We start from the raw sequence: 21,757 nt of genomic DNA, 5'->3' as shown, positions 1-21,757 counted from the left end.
GGCGATATCGCCGGGGCCCTCACTCGTACTACCTGTCTGGCTACTTGTCTGGCTGAGCTTTAGACGGTCTCGATGACCTGGTCGAACTCGAGGCGCGGGGAGCGCGGGAACCAGGCGTTCTCGGCCGGCTTGCCGATGTTGACGACCATCAGCGGGGTGTGGTCGCCGTCCAGGAACTCCTTCTGGACACCGGCGGCGTCGAAGCCGGTCATCGGGCCCGCGGCCAGGCCGGCGGCGCGCACGCCGATGATGAAGTAGGCGGCCTGGAGCGCGGCGTTGAGCTGCGCGGCACCTTCGCGGGCCGGGCGCTCCGAGAAGAACACGTCCTTGGCCTGCGGGAAGTGCGGGAAGAGCGCCGGCAGCTCCTCGTGGAACTCGTTGTCCGCGGAGAGGATCGCGACGAGCGGGGCGGACGCGGTCTTCGGCTGGTTGCCCTCGGCCATGTGCTGGACCAGGCGCTCGCGGGCCTCGGGGGAGCGGACCAGCGTGATGCGCAGCGACGACAGGTTGAAGGCGGTCGGGCCGAACTTGACCAGGTCGTAGATCGCCTGGACCTGCTCTTCGGTGACCGGCTCATCGGTGAAGGAGTTCGCGGTGCGGGCCTCGCGGAAGAGCAGGTCCTGTGCGGCGGGGTCAAGGACGAGAGACATGGATCAACCTTCTCGGTGCGTTGCGTGCTGTGCGTGCGGGGAGCGTGGATCAGCTTCCGGGATCGACCGTACGACGTTGCGGTTTAAGTTTCAACCAAATCGGCCGCTTGGTGATCCGCTTCACAACGCACCAGGTCCGGGAGCAGGGGTGGGAGCGGGTGCAGGTGCAGGTGAGTGCAGGTGAGTGGGGATGAGTGGGGGTGAGTGGGGTGGGTGCAGGTCGCGGGGGAGGCCCGGCCTCAGGCGTCGCCCTCGCCCTTGTCCTCGCCCTCGTCGCCGTCTCCGTCGGGCCCCGCCAGGGCCGCGTCCAGGCGGGCGCGGGCGCCGTCCAGCCAGCGGCGGCACACCTTTGCCAGCTCCTCGCCGCGCTCCCACAGGGCGAGCGACTCCTCGAGCGTGGTGCCGCCCGCCTCCAGGCGGCGTACGACCTCGATGAGCTCGTCCCGTGCCTGCTCGTAGCCGAGTGCGTCCGCCGGGCTCGTGGCCTCGTCCGTCTTGCTGGTCATGTGCCCACCCTAAATGTCGGTTCGTACGGCCTGTGCGGCTTGCGTGGCCTGTGCGCGGCCCGTGCAGCCTGCGCGTCCTGCTCGGCGGGTTCGCCTACTGGGCCTTCTTCGCTTTCTTCGCCTTCTGGGGTTCTACGGCTACGGCTGCGGCTGCGGGGGCTACGGCTCGTACGGTGAACTCGCCGTCGGCGACCCGTGCCCGCAGCTCCTCGTCGGCGGCCACCTCTTCCGCGACCCGCACCACCGAGCCGTCCGCCTTCTGCAACACCGCGTACCCCCGCTGGAGCGTCGCGGCGGGGGAGAGGCCCACCACGCGCGCGTGGGTGTGCGTCAGCTCCGACTCCGCGCGGTCCAGAAGGTGCCCGAGCGTGCGGCGGCTGCGGTCGACGAGCGCCGAGACCTGCTCCTCGCGCTCCTCGATCATGCGGTGCGGGTTCTCCATGGAGGGGCGGGCAAGGGCGTGCGCCAGGCCGCGGTCCTCGCGGTCGAGATAGGCGTCCATGCAGCGCCGGGCCCGGTCCCGCAGCCACCGCACGCGCTCGTACTCCTCGCCGACGTCCGGCACGACCTTCTTGGCGGCGTCGGTCGGGGTGGAGGCGCGGAGGTCCGCCACGTAATCGAGCAACGGGCTGTCCGGCTCGTGCCCGATCGCGGAGACGACGGGCGTACGGCAGGAGGCGACGGCTCGCACGAGCTGCTCGTCCGAGAACGGCAGCAGATCCTCCACGCTGCCGCCGCCCCGCGCCACGATGATCACGTCCACCGCGTCGAGCCCGTCGAGTTCCTTCACGGCCTGCACGACCTGTGGCACGGCATGCACACCCTGGACGGGGACGTTGCGCACCTCGAAGCGGACGGCGGGCCAACGGTGCCGGGCGTTCTCGAGGACGTCCCGCTCGGCGGCGGATGCGCGGCCGGTGACGAGCCCGATGAGCTGCGGCAGGAAGGGCAGCGCCTTCTTCCGGTCGGCCGCGAACAGGCCTTCCCCGGCGAGGCTCTTCTTCAACTGCTCGATCCGCGCGAGCAGTTCGCCCACTCCGACGGGCTTTATCTCGACGGCCCGCAGGGACAGCTGCCCCCGGGGCGCGTACCACTCGGGCTTGGCGTGGACGACGACTCGGGCGCCCTCGGAGACGACGTCCGCGACGGCGTCGAACACCTGGCGGTAGCAGGTGACGCTGACGGAGATGTCGTGCGACGGGTCGCGCAGCGTCATGAAGACCACACCGGCGCCGGGCCTGCGGGACAGCTGGGTGATCTGCCCCTCGACCCACACGGCACCGAGCCGGTCGATCCACCCGCCGATGAGCCGCGACACCTCGCCCACGGGCAGCGGGGCATCAGCAGACGTGTTCAAAGCCATGCACCGAGCGTATCGGCCCCCTCTGACAGGACCGGTTTCCCGCTACGACGAAACCCCGCCCACTGCTTCCCGCGCGGGCGACAGGAACTCTCCCACCCACCCGCCCATCACCCCGCGTCAGCCCCCGCTGCCGCACGGGCGACACGCGCTTCCCCATCCACCCGCCCACTACCCCGCGTTGATCGCCGCTGCCGCGTGGGGGACACGCGCTTCCCCACCCACCCGCGCCCATTACCCGCGTCAGCCCCCGCTCCCGCGTGGGTGACGCGAGCTCTCCCACCCACCCGCCCATTACCCGCGTCAGCCCCCGCTCCCACGCGGAGGACACGCGCTTCCCCACCCACCCGCCCATCACCCCGCGTCAGCCCCCCGCTCCCGCGCGGCACTCGCTCCCCGGGCTGTGCGCCTTCCGCCGCTCCCACGCTCAGGACTCGCCCGCCGGCCTCCGGCCTCCTCACCCGCTCCTACGCTGAGGACCGGACACGGGGTGCCGGGTGGGCGGGCGGGAGACATCCGCCGCGAAGCGGCGGTCCAGGGCACCCGCCAGGCCTAGGACTCCCCGCGCCGGGCCCGCTGGCCCAACAGCACCGCGAGCCCCACGACGAACCAGATCAAGCCCACCACCTGCGCGGACCCCGCAGCCTCCACAATCACCGCGACGGTGATAGCCGCCCCCAGCACGGGGACCACCAAGTGCCGCCACCAGCTCACAGCACCCCCGTGCCGCTGAACGGCGAACCACCCCACCACGCTCGCGTGCAACAACACGAACGCCGTCAACGCACCGACATTGACCACCGAGACCAGGTGATCCATCCCGTCGTCCCGCCGAGCCGCCCACACCGCCGCCACCAGCGTCACGACAGCCGCGCACAGCAGCGCGAGCCGCGGCGTACCGGAATCGGTCTTCGACAGGGCCCCGGGAAGCCGCCGGTCACGCGCCATGGCGTACAGCAGCCGCCCCGCAGCGGCCTGCCCGGCCAGCGCGGCGAACGCCGCACCGATCGCCTTGCTGACGGCCACCAGGTCATGCAGCCAGTCCCCGACGGCCGAGTCGACAGCATCGTAGAAAGCGGACCCTTGGGCAGCGGGCTTGGCCGCGAGCTCCGCGGACGACATCGGCTCCAGAAGCGCCACCAGATACGTCTGGGCGATGAACAGCACACCGGCGAGCGCCAGACAGAACAGCACCGCCCGCGCCACCTTCGCCGAGCCCCCCGTCACCTCCTCCGCGAACGAGGCGATCGCGTCGAAGCCCAGATACGAGAGCACCGCGACCGACACCGCGCCCACGACGGCGGCCAGCGCGAACGAGCCCTGCGAGCCGTCTCCGCTCAGCGGCGAGAGCCAGTCCCGCTGCGCCCCGTCCCGCGCCAGGACGACGATCGCCGACACCACAAAGACCAGAAGAACCACGATCTCCATGGCGAGGACCAGGAACCCGACCCGCGCCGCGGCCCGTACTCCCCACAGGTTCAGCGCGGTCGTCACCAGGACCGCGATCGCCGTCCACACCCACCGGGAGACGGAGGGCACCAGGGCCTCCATCGCGATCCCGGAGAAGAGATAGGCGACGGCGGGGATGAGGAGATAGTCGAGCATCGCCATCCACCCGGCGATGAATCCGGGGCCGTTGCCGAGCCCCGCGCGCGCGTAGGCGAAGACCGAACCCGCCTGGGGGACGACCTTCACCATCTGGGCGTAGCTGAACGCGGTGAACGCCATCGCGATCGTGGCGATGATGTAGACGAGCGCCACGGCACCGTGCGACTTGGCGTCGAGCGTCCCGAAGACTCCGACCGGCGCCATCGGGGCGATGAACAGCAATCCGTAGACGACAAGATCACGGAAACCGAGACTGCGGCGCAGGCCGTCGCCCTCGTCGGCGGTGCCGGGATGGGCGCCACCGGCCGTCGTGCCTGAGCTGCCTGAGCTGCCTGAGGTGTCGGAGTAACCGGACATCGTGCCTCCGTAAGTGAACGCAGGCCTCCAGTCTCCCCAAGAAGGCGATCTTTGACGCGCTGGGCTCGGCCTTACGATGGGGGCATGACTGCTTCGACTCCTGCCCGCCGAGTCCTGCTCGCCGCCCCCCGCGGCTATTGCGCGGGTGTGGACCGTGCCGTGATCGCCGTCGAGAAGGCCCTTGAGCAGTACGGGTCTCCGATCTATGTCCGCCACGAGATCGTTCACAACAAGTACGTGGTGCAGACCCTCGAGAAGAAGGGTGCGATCTTCGTCGACCAGACGGACGAGGTCCCCGAGGGCTCCATCGTCATGTTCTCCGCGCACGGAGTGGCGCCGACGGTCCACGCGGAGGCCGCCGAGCGCAAACTCGCGACGATCGACGCGACGTGCCCCCTGGTCACGAAGGTCCACAAGGAAGCCGTCCGGTACGCCAAGGACGACTTCGACATCCTCCTGATCGGCCACGAGGGTCACGAGGAAGTCATCGGCACGTCCGGTGAGGCGCCCGACCACATCACGCTCGTCGACGGCCCCGATGACGTCGCGAACGTCGAGGTCCGTGACCCGGACAGGGTCGTCTGGCTCTCCCAGACCACGCTTTCGGTCGACGAGACCATGGAGACGGTCGACGCCCTCAAGACCAAGTTCCCGGGCCTGATCTCCCCGCCGAGCGACGACATCTGCTACGCGACGCAGAACCGTCAGATCGCGGTGAAGAAGCTGGCCGAGGACGCCGAGCTGGTCATCGTCGTCGGCTCCAAGAACTCATCGAACTCGATCCGCATGGTCGAGGTCGCCCTCGACGCGGGCGCCCCCGCGTCGCACCTCGTCGACAACGCCGAGGAGATCGACGAGGCGTGGCTCGAGGGCGTGACCACGGTCGGCCTCACCTCGGGTGCCTCCGTGCCGGACGTCCTGGTGGACGGCGTCATCGAGTGGCTGTCCGAGCGGGGCTACGGAGACGTGGAGACGGTGAAGACGGCCGACGAGTCGATCACCTTCTCGCTGCCGAAGGAGCTCCGCCGCGACCTGCGCGCCGAGGCCGCCGAGCTGTCACAGAAGTAACGCGGGGGCCGGACAGTGGCCGTACCGTGGGTCGCATGCAGATCTTCGGTGTGGACATCGGCGGATCCGGGATCAAGGGTGCTCCCGTTGACCTGGACCGGGGAGACCTGGCACAAGAGCGGCACAAAGTGCTGACCCCGCATCCGGCCACGCCCGACGGCGTGGCCGACAAGGTGCGTGAGGTCATCGAGCACTTCGAATGGAAAGGCCCCGTGGGTGCCACGTTCCCCGGTGTGATCACCGGCGGCACGGCACGCACGGCGGCCAACGTCGACAAGAGCTGGATCGGCACGGACATCCAGAAGCTGGTCTCGGACCGGCTCGGCGGCGACGTCCCCGTCACTGTCCTGAACGACGCGGACGCGGCGGGCGTCGCCGAGATGCACTTCGGCGCGGGCCGCGGCCACAAGGGCACCGTCATCCTGCTCACCCTCGGTACCGGCATCGGCAGCGCCCTGTTCACCGGCGGCCGCCTTGTCCCGAACACCGAGCTCGGCCACCTGGAGCTGCACGGGCACGACGCGGAGAAGCGTGCTTCGTCCAAGGCCAAGGAGGACGAGGACCTCTCCTGGGAGCACTGGGCGCACCGCGTCCAGAAGTATCTGGCGCACGTGGAGATGCTGTTCTCGCCGGAGCTGTTCATCATCGGCGGCGGCGTGAGCCGCAAGTCCCACAAGTTCCTGCCGCTGATCAAGGACATCAAGGCCGAGATCGTCCCCGCGGAGCTGCAGAACAACGCGGGCATCGTGGGCGCGGCGATGGCGGCGGCGGAGGCGGCGTAGCAAGCCCGCCTCTCCGAAGCCCGCCCGCCCCCTGGGCCCTACGCCGTCGGCATCCGCCGCTTGGGCCCTCGCGGCCCGGTGGCGGCGGGGGCGCCGGCCCGTGCCCGCCGCCGCTGCGCCATGAGCTTGATCCTGCGCACGGTCACGATGAGAGCGGCGACCAGCGTCCCGCCGTACAGCCACCCCGCGTGCATCGCGAGCGAGGTGATCAGCCCCATGAAGTGCCCGCCGAAGCCACCGCTGCCGCCCGAGATAGGCAGGAGCCCGACGGCGAAGGCGATCGGCGCGGCCACCGGCGCGGTCACCAGGTCGGCCGGGCGTACCCAGAGCGCGGTCAGCGCGCTCACGGGCAGGAAGAGCACGCCGTACGCGACGACCGAACTGCCGAAGAGCAGCCACAGCAGACAGGCGAGCAGGAACATCGTCGCGGCGCAGAAGAGCCCGCTGCCGAGCCCCGTGAGACGTGGGTTCGGCATGCCGCGCAGCGAGCGGTAGACCGGTAGCGCGTGCAGCTTGCGGATGAAGGGAGGGACGGGGCGGCCGGGGCGGGACGCGGCGCGGTAGACCGTCGCCGGATCGGCGGGCCTGCCCTGCGGGGGCAGGGGTGCGGTGCGTCGCGGCCGGGCCGGAGGCTGAGGGGGACGCGTCCTGTGTTGCTCCACCGGACCAACCTAGGTCGAGCCGTACCGATAATCCGGCCTGGGACACGCGCTTTGGCCGACCTTGGCCAAGCGTTCGATAGGAGAGCGATACGCCGACGAGTGCGGGGCCCGCACGCCGTAGACTGGGGGATCGCCCTACGGTCGCTCCGGCCCTCCGGGCCGTCCACCCCCAGCACTCACGTACGGGAAGTCGCAACGTGTCGCTCACGATCGGAATCGTCGGTCTGCCCAATGTCGGCAAGTCGACCCTGTTCAACGCCCTGACCAAGAACGACGTGCTTGCGGCCAACTATCCGTTCGCCACGATCGAGCCGAATGTCGGCGTGGTGGGCGTCCCGGACCCCCGCCTCACGAAACTGGCCGAGATCTTTTCCTCGCAGAAGGTCCTTCCGGCGACGGTCGACTTCGTCGACATCGCGGGCATCGTGCGCGGCGCGAGCGAGGGCGAGGGCCTGGGCAACAAGTTCCTCGCGAACATCCGCGAGTCGGACGCGATCTGCCAGGTCATCCGCGCCTTCAAGGACGAGAACGTCGTGCACGTGGACGGCAAGGTCTCGCCCAAGGACGACATCGAGACGATCAACACCGAGCTGATCCTCGCCGACCTCCAGACCATCGAGAAGGTTCTTCCCCGCCTCCAGAAGGAGTCGCGGATCAAGAAGGACGTCGGTCCGAAGGTGAAGGCGATCGAGGAGGCCCAGGCGATCCTGGAGAAGGGCGACACGCTCTCCTCGGCAGGCATCGTCCAGGGCTCCGGCCGGGAGGAACTCCTCCACGACCTCCACCTCCTCACGACGAAGCCCTTCCTCTACGTCTTCAACGTCGACGAGGACGAGCTGACGGACGACGAGTTCAAGGCCGCGCAGAGCGCACTGGTCGCCCCCGCGGAGGCGATCTTCCTCAACGCCAAGCTGGAGTCGGACCTCGTGGAGCTTGAAGAGGACGAGGCCCTCGAACTCCTCCAGTCGGTAGGCCAGGAAGAGCCCGGCCTGGCCACCCTCGCCCACGTCGGCTTCCGCACGCTCGGCCTCCAGACGTACCTCACGGCAGGCCCCAAGGAGTCCCGCGCCTGGACGATCCCCCAGGGAGCGACGGCCCCCGAGGCCGCGGGCGTCATCCACACGGACTTCCAGAAGGGCTTCATCAAGGCCGAGGTCATCTCCTTCGAGGACCTGGTCGAAACGGGCTCGGTCGCCGAGGCCCGCGCGAAGGGCAAGGCGCGCATGGAGGGCAAGGAGTACGTGATGCAGGACGGGGACGTCGTGGAGTTCCGTTTCAATGTATAGGCCACGCATTACCGTGGATCCGGCGGTTTAGCAAACAGCCAGGTCAGATGGGGTCGTCCTGATTTCGGGGCGACCCCGTTCGCGTACCCGCGGCTGGAATCTGGCTGGCTGACCTGACGGCTCATCACCTGTCGTCATCCGTCGTTCTCCGCACGGTGGCTGGATGTTGGCTGGGTGACGCTGAATGGTGAACCAGCGGGGGAGAGGTGTGCGGGGGCGGGGTGTACGCCCGTGTCGGCCGAGCGTTTCCGGCGTTCGCGCCAGGGGGTGTCGGGGTGCGTGAATGGCCCCCGGCGCCCCCGGGTGGGCCGCTGGGTGGGGTCGCGCGACCGTTACGCAGGACTGTTAGTCGCTATGGGAGGCCTTCGGCTTCATCAGGGAAAGGAGTGCGGAGAAGGCGGCGGGGGTGGCGGTGAGTATGGATTCACGGGGGTCGGCGGATTCGGTCACCTGGACACGGTCGGCGTCGACGGCGACATGAAGGCAGGCTTCGCCTTCGCCGCAATAGGACGACTTCTGCCAGTTACGAGTGGGCATTTGGGCTCCCTCACAGGTTGTGGACGATCGAGAGGATCAGGTCCCGCGAAGCGCTGGGCGACAGTGCCTTGTCCTCTATGCGGGCCAAGAGCATGCGGTATTTACCGAGTTGAGCCTCTGCGCAAATGAGGGCGGCGCCATGGGATTGATCCAGGTGCACGGTGTCGAGCTGAGGTACTGGCCCTTCGGCGTAGAGGATCGATTGTCCGGAGCCAGGGTAGGCACCTGCGGTGAAGGGGATTACTCCCACTTGGATGTGGTCCCGTTCACTCATGTCCAGCACATGTTGCAACTGGCGCGCTGTGACTGAAGGGCCGCCGAACTGCATGTGCAGGGCCGCTTCGTGAATGATCGCCTGATACGGCACCGGCGGCTCGCCGAAGAGGACGGCTTGCCGCTTGATGCGGAAAGAGAGTCGGTGCTCCACCTCGGGGGGCGACAGTTCCGGGACGACTTGGCGGAAGACTTCGCGGGCGTGGTCGTGGATCTGCAGGAGGCCGGGGATATGAGCGGTGATCCCGGCCCGCAGGCGCACCGAATGGTGCTCGACTTCGGCAAGGTCGAGCATGCCGTCGGGCAATAGCTCGCGGTACTCCTCCCACCAGCCGCGCGCCCGCCCGTTGGCGATTTCCGCCAGTGCATCGACCAGCGCCTCGTTCGAGCAGTCGTAGCGGCAGGCCATGGTGCGAACGCGCTCCGGGCTGACCCCGTGCCGACCGGCTTCGATGTTGCTGACCTGGTTCTGCTTGATGCCGAGGCTCTGTGCGGCCTCTGTGGACGACAATCCCGCCCGCTCTCGCAGCTTCCGTAGTTCGCTACCGAGCCGAAGTTGACGCCCAGTTGGGCTGCCCCGCATTGCCAATGTCGCTCACTCTTTCCGCCGCCGTGTCACCCACACGATGGAACGTCTAATGAATTCTAGCCTTTGGGTCTAATACCTTAGATGCCTCCGCTACCTTCGAAATAGGCGCCTCGCCCAGAAGCATCCCGCTCGACGGAGCGACCTGGTCACTGGGCACCGGCTGACGCGATCCACTCGGTCGACACTCCAACTCGCCCAATCGAACGGAGACTTCCATGGCCACCGTATCCCCGCTTCCGGCCAGCCCCGGCCTGTTCCCAGGCGCGTACACCCTCCAGCTTCCCCACGACCCCCGCGCCCCCGGCATCGCCCGCGCCCTCCTCCGGCTGGTCCTCGAAGCCCACGACGGGGCCGAACTTGTCGAGGACGCCGAGCTGTTGGGTTCAGAGCTGCTGACCAATGCGCACCTCCACACCAAAGGCCCATACGCCCTACGTCTCAGTCCCGGCGTCTCGGATCCGGGGCGGGTCCGCGTGGCGGTCTGGGACGGTGACCCGAAGATCCCTCCGGGGTTCAAGCGGGGCGGGCCGCGTGCCGACGCGTGTGCGGAGGGCGGACGTGGGCTGTTTCTGGTGCGGGCCTACGCGAATGACTGGGGCGCGTACTCGTTCCCGGGCGGGCACGGCGGCAAGCTGCTGTGGGCCGAGTGCGGTGACGCGGACCGATGGGGTGGTGGCGCCTGGGGCGGGGCCGCCCGGGGCTGATGATCGCGGCTTCGATCGGTCGTTGCGATCGGTGTCTGGTGAATCGGCCGGCACGGGTGCAGTGAGCAACCTGCGGACAGCTCCAGATCGACGGCGGGAAGACCGGATCGGCGGGCGTCGAAGTTCTTGATGCCCGACCGATCGGTTCGAGGATGTGACTGAGGGGCAGTGGGCCTTCTTGCAGAAGGAGGGCGTGGCCGTCTCCAGCAGGTCCCGCCCCTGGCTTCGCGAGCGAGACGGGGGAGGGTCCCGTTGCCTGCGCGGCGTCCGGCCCCTGCTCCTGTCACGGTCGTCCCGTCCGGCGTCCTGCTTGCAAGGGAGCACCCGCGGTGCCTCGTCTTCCCAGCTCACGGCCCGATCTGCCACACGAATCGAGGCCAGCCTGCATATCGGCGGAAGACTCTGTCCCGATCCGCTGTGGTCGGCCGCACGGCTGCGGGCACATGCGACGCCGGGTGATCGTGTGGCACACTCGACCGCTTTTTTCTCCATAGAAGGTATGACCCGAACACTCGCGCATGCCGTTCGTCGAGACACCCCGTGTTCCAGCGGCACTCGGATGCCCAGCCCCTTGCCGCCCGCATCGTCCAACTCGCAGCGGTGGGGGAGGGGGTGTGACTGTGCCGCGCAATAGCCGCCCTGTCGACGACGGTCCGCGCATACCCGTTCCCGCGCTTGACGGGACCGATGCCGTGGAGCGTCCATGGCCCACCCCCGGACAGGCGGCTGTCCCGTCGCCGCCTACCCCGCCCATCGCCAACTCCCGGAAAGGAACGGGCGGCGGACACCCCCGCCGCACCACGGATCGCGGATGCTCCGACACAGGCGGAGGCGATCGGCTGCTGACCGTGGAAGAGGTCGCGGAGTGGCTGCGGATCAGCCAGGCCACCGTCAGGAACAAGTACCGGCTGTGGGGCATCCCGCCGCAGAAGGTCGGACGCCTGCTGCGGTTCCGCGTACGCGACGTAACCCACTATCTCGACGAGCACTACGGCTGACGCGCGCCCGCGCCGGCCTGTGAGGAGGACACAAACGCCCGTGGCCACCATCTATCAGCGTTGCAAGAGCGACAAGCGCAACAGTAACTACCCGTGCGCGCAGATCCGTTGCAGTCACCCGTGGACCGTCCGCTACCGCGAACCGTTCGGCGCGCGCGCCGAACGGCAGCCGAGCTTCGAGAAGAAGAACCAGGCCGACGCCTTCGCCCAACGCCTGGACCGCGACAAGTACGAGGGCTTCTACCTCGACCCCAAGCGCGGCGACATCCCACTTCGCGACTACGCCCCCGACTGGCTGGACCGCCAGGTCGTCGCCGACGGCACCTGGCGCAACTACGAGAGCTTCCTGCGCATTCACCTACTCCCCGCCCTGGGCGACAAGAGTGTCATCGGGATCCAGACCAAGGACATCGAGACGTTCGTGGCCGCCCTCAGCAAGAAGCTCGCCGCCGCCACGGTCTGCGACCGCATGAAGATGGTGACCAGCATCTTCAAGACCGCGATGAAGGAGAAGCGGCGTCCCGACGACCCCACCGAAGGAATCAAGCTGCCGCGCACCGGCTCCCACGCGGTCGACGAGGACGAGATCCCCACCCTCCACGAGGTGGACCTCATCGCCAAGCAGATCGCGCCCCAGTACCGGCTCACCATCTATTTGCAGGCCGGGGCCGGGCTGCGGATCAGCGAGACCCTGGGCTTCTCCGCCGACAGCCACCGCGACGGCTTCATCCGCATCCGCCGCCAAGTCAGCGCCAAGGCCCACCGGAACGATTGCGTCACCCGGTTCACCCCGCTCAAGCACCGGGCCGAAGGCGAGTACCGGGACATCCCCACCCCCGCCTTCCTCGACAACGAGATCGAGGCCCATCTACAAACCTGGGGCACGACGACGGTCAAGGGCGTGGAGGTCCTCTTCGCCCCACGCGAGCGCGGCAAAGGGACCATGCCCACCGCCAACACCTACAGCTACCACTTCCGCAAGGCCTTGACCGAAGCCGGGATCACCAAACCCGACGGCAGCCCCAAGTTCACACCGCACGGCCTGCGGCACTTCTTCGCCTCCACCGCCCTCGCCCACGGCATCCCCATCCACGAGGTCTCCCGCTGGCTCGGCCACCGCTCCATCAAGACCACCGTCGACGTCTACGGGCACCTCGTCCCGGCGTCCTGGGGCCGCTGCCGCACGATCATGCAGAGCGCGCTGCGTCCCTTGAGCCCTGCGTGAGGGTCGACGCCGTAGCTTGACGCGTTTGCCAGTGTGGGCGGCTATGGCGTGGGCATGATGCCGCCGTTTAGGGCACCGCTTCGGATTTGCCGAGTCAGGTCGAGTTGCTCGCGCAGCAGGTGCTCATGTGCGTCAAGCTGAGCCATGGTGTCGGCGATCGCCTGCTGGGTCGCGAGGTCGGGCAGCACAACGGGCAAGTCGCTGAGTGCGCTGAGAGAGATGGTCTTCATGTTCATGCTCCCGGTTGAGTGTGACTCGAGCCATGTCCGTGCCTCTTGGCCGCGCAGGTATGCGGCGAAGTAGTCGGCGTCGAGCACAGCGGACGGACGTAGCAGGAAGCATCCGGTGCCGCACACCCAGCCGTGCTGCTCCTCGCGGACAACGGCGGCTCGCCCCAGCTCTCCGCGCCGGGCCAGGACAACGTCGCCCAGTTGGAGGCGGAAGCGCTCCAGCGCCGTGGCTTGTCGCTCACTGATGTGTTTGATGCTTGCGGTGCTGAAGCCGTTCCCAGTGAGGTCCTTGGGCATCACGACAGGGACACCACCAGCATCGACGTAGTGGTCGGCGCGGATCAGGCTTCCCGATGGCCCCGCGAGTAGCAGGCCAGGGGCCGGGGCGTCGAATGCTCCTTGCACGGTGCCCTCCACGACGGATCGGAGCGGCACTCGCGGCGTTTCGGTGACGCTATGGGCTGCGCGCTCGCTCAGGTCGAAGCTCCTACTCAGGCGGGGAGTCGCTTCGACTGTCGTCGCAGCTCTTTGCGTCAATTCGTCGAGCAGGTGCCGCGTGTCGAGCGCTGCGGCGGGTCGCTCCTGCGTTGGCGTTACGTACAGCCGGGGGTCGAAGGGACAGCCGTCGTTTTCCAGAATCTCGCCGTACGACACGGAACGGGAGAAGCCAGGTTCGTCTGCGGTCGCGCGGGGGGATCGCAGCCATGCGTGGAACCGGCTGACGATGTGTTCCCTAGCCGCAGTACCGAGCACATGCTCCTGTCGCGTACCCTGCACGCCGAGTCGACTTGCGTCTACAAAGAGCACGGAATCGGTTTCCCCGGTGGGCACGTGGCGGGTTTTGTCGCGGGCCAGCAGCCACAGGTGCACGGGAACGGTCGTGTGGGCAAAGAGATTGGCCGGTAGCGCGACGACGGCGAGAAGTGCGCCTCCCGTCAGCATCCTCTTGCGGATTTCCGCCTCTCGACCGCGTGCGGAGGCGGCGCCGGACGGCATGATCAGGGCTGCCTTGCCCTTTTTGCTCAGCCGGCTCCACGCAAGCTGGAGCCAGGCGAAGTTCGCGTTTGACTCAGGCGGTGACCCGAAGGGCCAGCCGATATGTTCAAGGTTTTGGACGCGCTGGTTGAACGGCGGGTTGGCCAGTACGTAATCAGCCATTCCGTTGCCCAGACTACGGAACAGTGCGGCAGGATCTGAGGCGCGGACCAGGGGCCGGTCGATGCCGTGGATGGCCAGGTTCAGCACGGCCAGGTCGGGGTTACGGTGATCCATGGCGTAGCCCTCGAACGAGGCGTCACTGACGGATCCCTTCTCCGCAATGTGCTGTGCGGCGGCGACGAGGAACCCTCCAGTTCCGCAAGAGGGGTCCAGCACACGATCGCCAGGCTGGGGCGACACCGAATCGGTAAGCAGGCGCGTGAGGGCGCGCGGTGTGTAGTACTCGCCTGTCGGGGCGGAGCTTTCCGTGACGTAACGCTCTATGAGCAAGTTGCTGACTTCTTCAAGTCCGGACTCAGCCGCTGTCGGGGGCTGTTGGAGTGCAGACAGAAAGGCAGCCGTCCATGGCAGGTCGCTCGTTGCCTCGTCGCCGTCGGGAAAGACATTCTCCAGATGCTCGACGGCGCGGGCGGGAAACTGATCGTTCCTGGCGGCGAGGTGAAGAGCGGAGCGCAGGTCCCTCAGGGGGGAATACCCGAGGGGCGCTTCTGCGACAGCTCTGTTCCATCGTTTGACGAGCTCGCCCTCCAGTTCGCTCGCCGAGGCGATGAATTTGGCGAGGATCAAGATCGCGAGCATCGCGGGGAGGTCGCGGTCCGTGCTCCGACCCCGCTGAAAGGGGACGTACGCCCGCCACAGTCGGTCAACAACTTCTGTGGCGGGGCTTCTCGCTTCAGCTGTTTCCATTGGCATCTCCTAGGTCCAGCGTCTCAATACAGTTGACTGATGACGTATGCGGACGCAGGGACCAGCATGAGCACGCACAGACGCACTGTGGTTCCTGTGCTCTGCATCGCCTTCCCCAGCAGATCGAAGAACGCCTTCATTTTCCGTAGCCCCCGCCCGTGAGTGGAACTGCGCAGTGTGCCTGCGCACTTTTGTTCTGCCGGGCTCCACCCTTCGAGTTGCGAGCGGAAGTCCTCGTGAGACGAAAGTTAGCAGTCGGAGGGAGCCACGTGTGCGTGTGTCGGAGTTGCAGGCCGACATACAGGCCAACTGCGCAGTGGTGCTGCGCAAGCGACTCTCGGAGATTCTCGCTGTTGGTGAGGTGCGGTTAAGTGCGGGAGCGGACGTCGAGTCAGCCGCAGGGGGCGTCGCGAGTGTGACGCAAGCCACGTCTGATGTGCTGGGGTGATCCCTATGGGGCACGGTGACCTGGTGTTCGCGGGCGGTCTGTTCCGAGCGTGCAAGGGAGGGACCGATGCCAGTCCGGCGTTCGCAGAGCAGGCCGTGGCTAGGCCTATCAGGCAGTCGGCGCCCCCGGCCGTCGGTGTATCGGTTCGTGACTACTGCCGGATCCTGGCTGGATCGGCGCCGGATTGATGCGTCGGCGCAGGTCCCAGCCGTGTCGTCGATGTTCCGGTTCCATGTGTAGCGGGTGACAGATCATCACGTCGATGATCTGGCAATCATGCAGGTCAGGTAGGGCCGGGCTCTTCGGAGTCGGGCCCTTGGGTTTTTCCCGTGCTGGGATTGTGCTGGGACCCGGATGCCCCGGCGGTGCTGGGACCACTCCGGTGAGTGGCTGAACCGTGGGACGGCGGCTGCTGGCTCTGGCAAAGTGATCGGCACTGCTAGACGATTCTCGTGAGGAACTTGTGAGCGCGCTCGGTAGCTTCATCTGGTCTATCGCTGACCAACTTCGGGGCCCCTATCGCCCCAACCAGTACGGGACTGTGGTCCTCCCGTTCACGATCCTGCGGCGGCTCGACTGCATCCTGGAGCCCGACCAGGCGACGGTGCGCGAACTGGCAGCGAAGTTCGAGAACCCGAACCGGCTCAAGGTCGAGGTCAAGAAGGCCACAGGGCGGACCTTCTACAACACCTCCAACTACTCGTTCGCGAACTTGCTGGAGGACGCGGACGGGCTGGCGGACAACCTGGCCGACTACATCGACCGGTTCTCCGCCGACGTGGACGTGTTTGAGTACTTCGACTTCAAGAAGGAGATCCTGGCTCTGGAAAAGGCCGGGCTCCTACGCGAGATCGTCAAGTCTTTCGGCAAGGTCGACCTCCACCCTGATGTGGTGTCGAACGCCGACATGGGCGATGCCTTCGAATACATCATCCGCAAGTTCAACGAGGCAGCGAACGAGACCTCCGGCGACCACTACACGCCGCGCGATGCGATCCGGCTGCTGGTCGACTTGCTCTTTGCAGAGAAGGACGTCGACCTCACCGAGGGCGGCATCATCCGATCGCTGTATGACCCCACCGCCGGCACCGGCGGCATGCTCTCCCTGGCAGAGGAGCACCTGCTCGCTGGGAACCCTGACGCGAAGCTGGGCCTGTACGGCCAGGAGTACAACCCGCAGTCGTACGCCATCTGCAAGTCCGACCTACTTGCCAAGGGCCACGACGCGACTTACATCGCCTTCGGTAACACGCTCACCGACGACGCCTTCAAGGGCCGCCAGTTCGACTACTGCATGTCCAACCCGCCTTATGGAGTGGACTGGAAGCAGTACGCCAAGGCGGTCAAGGAGGAGCGAGACTCTGCCGGCCCCTACGGCCGTTTCGCACCGGGCCTCCCTGCGACATCCGACGGGCAGATGCTCTTCTTGCTTCACCTGGCCCACAAGATGCGCGCACCCGAGGATGGTGGCGGCCGCGTCGGCATCGTCATGAACGGCTCTCCGCTCTTCAACGGCGCCGCCGAATCCGGCCCTTCCAACATCCGCCGATGGCTGCTGGAGAACGACCTCGTCGAAGCGATCGTCGCCCTGCCGACCAACATGTTCTTCAACACCGGCATCGCCACTTACATCTGGGTCCTGGACAACACCAAGCACCCCGACCGCCAAGGCAAGGTGCAACTGATCGACGGCACGTCGTTCTGGACCAAGATGCGCAAGAACCTCGGAGCCAAGGGACGCGAGATCAGTGACGCAGACCGGGCCAAGGTCCTGCGGCTGTACGACGACTTCGAGGACGCTGATCCCGAGCTCTCCAAGGTGCTGCGCAACGACGAGTTCGGCTACTGGACGGTCACTGTCGAGCGCCCCCTGCTGGACGAGGGCGGGAACGCTGTCGTCAACCGCAAGGGCGAACCGAAGCCCGATTCGAAGAAGCGCGACACGGAGAACGTGCCCTTCACCAACGGCGGCTCGACCGCCGGCGCGGCGGCGGAGCGCGAAGTCATCCAGGCGTACTTCGATGCGGAGGTGAAGCCGCACGTTCCCGACGCCTGGATCGACTGGGCCAAGACCAAGACGGGGTATGAGATCCCCTTCACGCGGCACTTCTACAAGTACGTTCCGCCTCGTCCGCTCGCGGAGATCGATGCCGACCTGGAGAAGCAGGTCGCTAAGATCCTCGATCTCCTCCGCGAGGTGGAGGGATGAGCGACTCCATCCGCCTCAAGTGGCTGCTTTCGGAATCCGACATCCGAGCGGGAATGAAATCCGAAATCTTGCCCCTTCTGTCGGTGTCGATCAGTTGGGGCGTTCGGCGTCGGGAGGCGACGGACACGACTACAAGAGCGGCGGCAGAGGATCTGTCCAACTATAAAATCTGCCGCGCTGGTGACCTTGTCATCAACCGTATGCGGGCGTTCCAGGGGGCCCTTGGTATCGCCCCGGAGGACGGTATCGTCAGCCCTGACTACGCCGTGTTGGGTGTCGGCCCCAGGATCGACACCCGTTGGCTGAAGTACTTTCTCACGAGCAGATCCACCGTGGCGACCATGGCCAGTTTGGTTCGAGGTATCGGCGGAACAGAGGCTGGGAATGTCCGAACTCCCCGACTGAACATCGCGGACCTGCTATCGATGACGGCGCCTGTCGTATCTGCTGAGGAGCAGAGTGCCATCGCCGACTACCTCGATCGCGAGACGGCCCGCATCGACACACTCATCGAGGAGCAGCAGCAGCTGATCGAGATGCTCCGCGAGCGACGGTGGTCGGTCGTTGAGCGAAGTGTGGTGCTCCTTGACTGGGACACGCCGTTGAAGGCAGTTACCGCCTTGATTCAGACAGGCCCGTTCGGTAGCCAGTTGAAGTCCGATGAGTATGAGGATGGCGGCACGCCGATCATCAATCCGTCCCATATCGTCGCAGGTGAGGTCGTCCCCGATCCGCGAGTCGCGGTCAGTGCTGACAAGGCAGCACAGCTTGCGCGCCATGCTCTCGAAGAAGGTGATTTGATCGCTGCCCGTCGAGGAGAACTGGGACGCTGTGCGGTCGTAGGGGCACCTGCAGTGGGTTTCCTCTGCGGGACGGGCTCGGCACTTGTCCGGTTCAATCGGGCCTTCATCGAGCCAGCGTTCGGAGCCGTCGTGTTCAGTAGCCGGCGCAATCGCGATGCACTCGCGTTGGCCTCCGTTGGATCGACGATGGACAACTTGAACTCCGACATCATTGGCTCCCTGCGCATTCCGGTTCCTTCGCTTGAAAAGCAGCGTGCGCTCGTGGCGGAGGTCGGTCATGCGACCGAGAAGATCGACGAACTCACTGAGGAGACCGAGCGGTTCATTGAGTTTTCCAAGGAGCGCCGGTCGGCGTTGATCACGGCCGCGGTGACTGGGCAGATCGACGTACGGGAGGCGGCGTGATGGCCGATCACAATGAGGCGGTCTTCGAGAAGGAGATCTGCGAGTACCTCGAGGCCCGCGGCTGGCTATACTCGGTGAACGACCACGACGGCGGCGAGTACGACCGCGAGCGGGCGCTGTTCCCGGCGGATCTGTTCGCGTGGCTGGAGGCGACGCAGAAGACGGCGTACGAGAAGGCGCTGAAGGCGGCGGGGTCACAGGCGAAGTTCCTTGACGTGCTAACCGCGGCGTTGGACAAGCCGCTTGAGCATGGCGGCGGGACGCTGAACATCCTGCGTAATGGGGTTCAGTACATTGGTGGCGGCCGGTTGAAAATGGCGCAGTTCCGGCCCGAGACGTCGCTCAACTCGACCACCGTGTCGCATTATGAGTCGATGCGGGTGCGGGTGGCGCGGCAGGTGCACTTCTCGACTGCCGACCAGCGCACCATCGATCTGGTGTTCTTCGTCAACGGTCTCCCGGTGGCCACGGTGGAGCTGAAGACCGACTTCACCCAGTCGTTGGACGAGGCGATCAACCAGTACAAGAACGATCGCAACCCGCTGACGAACGGGCGCCCGGAGCCGCTGCTGTCGTTCGGTCACCGGGCGCTGGTGCACTTCGCGGTCTCCAACGGCCTAGCTGCCATGACCACGAAGCTGGAGGGGGACAAGACCCACTTCTTGCCGTTCAACATCGGCTTCGAAAGTGGTGCCGGCAACCCACCTGGCGTGGACGACGGGTCGGCGACGGCGTACCTATGGGAACGCGTCTGGGAAAAGCATGCTTGGCTGAACGTCATCGGGCGGCTGATGATCGTGCAGACCAAGGAGGAATGGGACGTCACCACCGGCACCTCGGTGCGGCGTACGAGCATGCTCTTCCCGCGCTTCCACCAGTGGGAGGCCGTCACGAGCATTGTCGCCGCAGTGAAGGAGGAGGGTGTCGGGCACCGGTACTTGATCGAGCACTCGGCCGGGTCAGGGAAGACGAACACCATCGCCTGGACCGCCCACGGGCTGGCCCGACTGCATGATGCCGATGACAAGAAGGTCTTCGACTCTGTCATCGTGGTCGTGGACCGTACCGTGCTCGACTCCCAGCTGCAGGATGCGATTCGGCAGATCGACGGCAACAAGAAGATTGTCGCGACGATCAGCCCCGAGGACGTCCGCAAGGCCGGCGCGAAGTCGAAGTCGGGCCTACTGGCGCAGGCGTTGAAAAGCGGCGAGCTCATCATCGCGGTGACGGTGCAGACCTTCCCGCATGCGCTGGAAGAGATCCGGACCGACGCCGGCCTGAAGGGCAAGCGATTCGCCGTGATCGCTGATGAGGCACATTCCTCTCAGTCGGGGCAGATCTCCTCGAAGCTGAAGCAGGTACTAACGGCCGAGGAGCTCAAGGAGATCGAGGAGGGCGGGGATGTCGATGTGGAGTCGGTGCTGGCCTCGGAGATGACCGAGCGGGCCGAATCGGAGAACATCTCCTACTTTGCGTTCACCGCGACGCCGAAGAACAAGACCCTCGAACTGTTCGGCCGCAAGGGCCTCGACGGCAAGCCGCGCGAGTTCCACCTGTACTCGATGAAGCAGGCGATCGAGGAGGGGTACATCCTCGACGTCCTCAAGGGCTACCAGTCCTACGACACCGCGCTGCAGATCGCCGGCAAGGCCGAGGCCGGTGACGGAGGCGAGGTCGAGGAGGCTGCCGCCCGCAAGGGGCTGATGAGGTGGGTTCAGCTCCACCCGACGAACGTCACTCAGAAGGTGCAGATCGTCGTCGAGCACTTCCACGCCAACGTCGCCTACCTCCTCGAAGGCAAGGCGAAGGCCATGGTGGTGACCGACTCCCGCAAGTCTGCGGTGAAGTACAAGCTGGCGATAGATGCCTACATCGCTAAGCGCCGCGCTGAGGACGCCTCGTACAACTACCGCACCCTGGTTGCCTTTTCGGGCGGGGTGACCATGCCCGAGGACGAGACCTGGCACAGCGACTGGGGCCCACAGCCGTCGAAGGACGACGAATTTACCGAGGCCAACATGAACCCCGGCGCCGGGGCTGATCTGGCTGCCGCGTTCAAGGGCGATACTTACAAGATCATGCTGGTCGCCAACAAGTTCCAGACCGGCTTCGACCAGCCCCTGCTCTCGGCGATGTACGTCGACAAGAAGTTGTCCGGGGTCACCGCGGTACAGACGCTCTCGCGCCTCAACCGCACGCACCGCACCGCTGATGGGGAGCAGAAGCGCAAAACGTTCGTCATCGACTTTGCCAACAAGCCCGAGGACATCAAGACAGCCTTCGAGCCGTACTTCAAGAACGCCACTCTGGAGACCGAGACCGACCCGTATGTCGTCGTCCACCTGGCCAACAAGCTCGCCCAGGCCGGGATCTACACCGAGGACGACGTCCGCAAGGTCGCCGCACTGTGGGTGACACGGAAGGGCAACAATGCTCTCTCTGCGGCGATCAGCCCGGCGCAGCACGACTTCCGGCGCCGCTACGCGCGGGCGATCGAGGAGGAAGACAAGGTAAAGCTCCAGGAGCTCGACCTGTTCCGCAAGGACGTCTCCACCTTCGTAAGGCTCTACGACTTCATGTCCCAGATCGTCGACTACGGCGATCCTGACATAGAGATGCTCTCGATTTTCCTGCGCCTGCTGGAGAAGGTGATTGCCGAGTCCGCTTGGGCAGCCGACGTGGACCTCTCTGACGTGGTGTTAGTCGGGGTCAAGCACAACAAGGCGATCCCCGTCGACATCTCACTCGTGGGCGACGGACAGCTAAAGGGCATCAGCGCCGCCGGTACGGGAGAGAAGAAGGATCCGAAGTACGTCGCGCTTCAGGTCGTCATAGACAAGATGAACGACCTCTTCGGCGCCGAAACGTTCGCTGCCTCCCAGATCAGGGAGTTCGTACAGGGCCTCGTGCAGCTACTGCTCGCCGACCGGAACCTGGTCCAGCAAACCAAGGTGAACTCCAAGAAGCAGTTCCTGGAGTCACAGGACTTCCAAGCCGCCGTCACGCACGCCGTCGCGGACAACCAGGACGCCCACAACACGATGGCTGACTACTTCTTCACCGACGGGCCGGCCATCAACGCGATTATCGTCGCCCTAGCGGATGCCTTCTACGAAGCAGCAGTCGATCAGCAGGTGGATTCAACCGAGTAG

At 66.3% G+C, this 21,757-nt stretch carries 17 protein-coding genes; 9 read left to right on the top strand and 8 right to left on the bottom strand.

Features of this window, described 5'->3' with window-relative positions; all coding sequences use genetic code 11:
* Positions 1 to 59: 59 nt before the first annotated feature.
* From ACFQ7F_RS26615 to ACFQ7F_RS26600, 4 genes are all read right to left on the bottom strand, one after another.
* On the bottom strand, positions 60 to 650 hold the full coding sequence (locus tag ACFQ7F_RS26615; RefSeq protein ID WP_383274959.1) for a malonic semialdehyde reductase: 591 nt from the start codon (positions 648 to 650) through the stop codon (positions 60 to 62).
* Positions 651 to 889: 239 nt separating this feature from the next.
* Positions 890 to 1,156 (bottom strand): exodeoxyribonuclease VII small subunit, encoded by a 267-nt coding sequence (locus ACFQ7F_RS26610; protein WP_383274956.1) that lies wholly within the window; start codon positions 1,154 to 1,156, stop codon positions 890 to 892.
* A 94-nt stretch (positions 1,157 to 1,250) separates the two neighbouring features.
* Complete coding sequence (gene xseA / locus ACFQ7F_RS26605) at positions 1,251 to 2,519, bottom strand: exodeoxyribonuclease VII large subunit (protein ID WP_383274953.1); 1,269 nt, start codon at positions 2,517 to 2,519, stop codon at positions 1,251 to 1,253.
* A 549-nt stretch (positions 2,520 to 3,068) separates the two neighbouring features.
* The gene (locus tag ACFQ7F_RS26600; RefSeq protein ID WP_383274951.1) at positions 3,069 to 4,481 is read right to left on the bottom strand and encodes an APC family permease; all 1,413 of its coding nucleotides are present in this window, start codon (positions 4,479 to 4,481) and stop codon (positions 3,069 to 3,071) included.
* Positions 4,482 to 4,565: 84 nt separating this feature from the next.
* Between ACFQ7F_RS26600 and ACFQ7F_RS26595 the strand changes: the two genes are divergently transcribed.
* Together ACFQ7F_RS26595 and ppgK are read left to right on the top strand one after the other, a co-directional pair.
* Positions 4,566 to 5,549 (top strand): 4-hydroxy-3-methylbut-2-enyl diphosphate reductase, encoded by a 984-nt coding sequence (locus ACFQ7F_RS26595; RefSeq protein ID WP_383274948.1) that lies wholly within the window; start codon positions 4,566 to 4,568, stop codon positions 5,547 to 5,549.
* A gap of 35 nt (positions 5,550 to 5,584) precedes the next feature.
* On the top strand, positions 5,585 to 6,331 hold the full coding sequence (ppgK, locus tag ACFQ7F_RS26590) for a polyphosphate--glucose phosphotransferase (RefSeq protein WP_383274945.1): 747 nt from the start codon (positions 5,585 to 5,587) through the stop codon (positions 6,329 to 6,331).
* A gap of 38 nt (positions 6,332 to 6,369) precedes the next feature.
* Here ppgK and ACFQ7F_RS26585 read toward each other — a convergent pair whose 3' ends face one another.
* On the bottom strand, positions 6,370 to 6,993 hold the full coding sequence (locus ACFQ7F_RS26585) for a DUF6542 domain-containing protein (protein ID WP_383274942.1): 624 nt from the start codon (positions 6,991 to 6,993) through the stop codon (positions 6,370 to 6,372).
* Positions 6,994 to 7,190: 197 nt separating this feature from the next.
* On the opposite strand from ACFQ7F_RS26585, the gene ychF reads away from it, so the two are divergent.
* Positions 7,191 to 8,279 (top strand): redox-regulated ATPase YchF, encoded by a 1,089-nt coding sequence (gene ychF, locus ACFQ7F_RS26580; protein WP_383274939.1) that lies wholly within the window; start codon positions 7,191 to 7,193, stop codon positions 8,277 to 8,279.
* A gap of 345 nt (positions 8,280 to 8,624) precedes the next feature.
* On the opposite strand, the gene ACFQ7F_RS26575 is transcribed toward ychF, so the two are convergent.
* Entirely contained in the window at positions 8,625 to 8,816 is a 192-nt protein-coding gene (locus tag ACFQ7F_RS26575) for a DUF397 domain-containing protein (protein ID WP_383274936.1), read from the bottom strand.
* Between the two features lie 10 nt (positions 8,817 to 8,826).
* Positions 8,827 to 9,672 carry a helix-turn-helix domain-containing protein gene (locus ACFQ7F_RS26570; protein WP_383274934.1) on the bottom strand — a complete coding sequence of 282 codons (846 nt, stop codon included), beginning with the start codon at positions 9,670 to 9,672 and terminating at the stop codon, positions 8,827 to 8,829.
* 221 nt (positions 9,673 to 9,893) lie between these two features.
* On the opposite strand from ACFQ7F_RS26570, the gene ACFQ7F_RS26565 reads away from it, so the two are divergent.
* The 3 genes from ACFQ7F_RS26565 (at position 9,894) to ACFQ7F_RS26555 (ending at position 12,605) form a co-directional block, all read left to right on the top strand.
* On the top strand, positions 9,894 to 10,382 hold the full coding sequence (locus ACFQ7F_RS26565; protein WP_383274931.1) for an ATP-binding protein: 489 nt from the start codon (positions 9,894 to 9,896) through the stop codon (positions 10,380 to 10,382).
* A gap of 848 nt (positions 10,383 to 11,230) precedes the next feature.
* A complete protein-coding gene (locus ACFQ7F_RS26560; protein WP_383274928.1) occupies positions 11,231 to 11,380 on the top strand; it encodes a helix-turn-helix domain-containing protein in 150 nt (49 codons plus the stop codon).
* A gap of 40 nt (positions 11,381 to 11,420) precedes the next feature.
* Positions 11,421 to 12,605 carry a tyrosine-type recombinase/integrase gene (locus ACFQ7F_RS26555; protein ID WP_383274926.1) on the top strand — a complete coding sequence of 395 codons (1,185 nt, stop codon included), beginning with the start codon at positions 11,421 to 11,423 and terminating at the stop codon, positions 12,603 to 12,605.
* Positions 12,606 to 12,646: 41 nt separating this feature from the next.
* Here the strand turns inward: ACFQ7F_RS26555 and ACFQ7F_RS26550 are convergent, their stop codons facing one another.
* Positions 12,647 to 14,632: an N-6 DNA methylase gene (locus ACFQ7F_RS26550; protein ID WP_383274924.1), complete on the bottom strand. Its 1,986-nt coding sequence runs from the start codon at positions 14,630 to 14,632 to the stop codon at positions 12,647 to 12,649.
* Positions 14,633 to 15,651: 1,019 nt separating this feature from the next.
* Here ACFQ7F_RS26550 and ACFQ7F_RS26545 point away from each other — a divergent pair.
* Genes ACFQ7F_RS26545 through ACFQ7F_RS26535 form a run of 3 tightly spaced genes read left to right on the top strand, consistent with a single transcriptional unit; the run spans position 15,652 to position 21,757 of the window.
* Positions 15,652 to 17,397, top strand: a complete 1,746-nt coding sequence (locus ACFQ7F_RS26545) for an N-6 DNA methylase (protein WP_383274921.1) — start codon at positions 15,652 to 15,654, stop codon at positions 17,395 to 17,397.
* On the top strand, positions 17,394 to 18,605 hold the full coding sequence (locus tag ACFQ7F_RS26540; RefSeq protein ID WP_383274918.1) for a restriction endonuclease subunit S: 1,212 nt from the start codon (positions 17,394 to 17,396) through the stop codon (positions 18,603 to 18,605). Before ACFQ7F_RS26545 ends, ACFQ7F_RS26540 begins: the two co-directional genes overlap by 4 nt.
* Positions 18,605 to 21,757, top strand: a complete 3,153-nt coding sequence (locus tag ACFQ7F_RS26535) for a type I restriction endonuclease subunit R (RefSeq protein WP_383274915.1) — start codon at positions 18,605 to 18,607, stop codon at positions 21,755 to 21,757. The genes ACFQ7F_RS26540 and ACFQ7F_RS26535 overlap by 1 nt, the downstream gene beginning before the upstream one ends.

It is taken from the genome of Streptomyces sp. NPDC056486 (assembly GCF_042795295.1).
In the GTDB taxonomy this organism is placed as follows: Bacteria; Actinomycetota; Actinomycetes; order Streptomycetales; family Streptomycetaceae; genus Streptomyces.
This window is presented reverse-complemented; position numbering and strand designations above follow the sequence as displayed.

Coding starts and splice junctions, on each gene's coding strand:
- xseA (WP_383274953.1), bottom strand. CDS start 2,519: ATGGCTTTGAACACGTCTGCTGATGCCCCGCTGCCCGTGGGCGAGGTG.
- ACFQ7F_RS26535 (WP_383274915.1), top strand. CDS start 18,605: ATGGCCGATCACAATGAGGCGGTCTTCGAGAAGGAGATCTGCGAGTAC.
- ACFQ7F_RS26595 (WP_383274948.1), top strand. CDS start 4,566: ATGACTGCTTCGACTCCTGCCCGCCGAGTCCTGCTCGCCGCCCCCCGC.
- ppgK (WP_383274945.1), top strand. CDS start 5,585: ATGCAGATCTTCGGTGTGGACATCGGCGGATCCGGGATCAAGGGTGCT.
- ACFQ7F_RS26540 (WP_383274918.1), top strand. CDS start 17,394: ATGAGCGACTCCATCCGCCTCAAGTGGCTGCTTTCGGAATCCGACATC.
- ACFQ7F_RS26600 (WP_383274951.1), bottom strand. CDS start 4,481: ATGTCCGGTTACTCCGACACCTCAGGCAGCTCAGGCAGCTCAGGCACG.
- ACFQ7F_RS26550 (WP_383274924.1), bottom strand. CDS start 14,632: ATGCTCGCGATCTTGATCCTCGCCAAATTCATCGCCTCGGCGAGCGAA.
- ACFQ7F_RS26610 (WP_383274956.1), bottom strand. CDS start 1,156: ATGACCAGCAAGACGGACGAGGCCACGAGCCCGGCGGACGCACTCGGC.
- ACFQ7F_RS26570 (WP_383274934.1), bottom strand. CDS start 9,672: ATGCGGGGCAGCCCAACTGGGCGTCAACTTCGGCTCGGTAGCGAACTA.
- ACFQ7F_RS26575 (WP_383274936.1), bottom strand. CDS start 8,816: ATGCCCACTCGTAACTGGCAGAAGTCGTCCTATTGCGGCGAAGGCGAA.
- ACFQ7F_RS26615 (WP_383274959.1), bottom strand. CDS start 650: ATGTCTCTCGTCCTTGACCCCGCCGCACAGGACCTGCTCTTCCGCGAG.
- ACFQ7F_RS26565 (WP_383274931.1), top strand. CDS start 9,894: ATGGCCACCGTATCCCCGCTTCCGGCCAGCCCCGGCCTGTTCCCAGGC.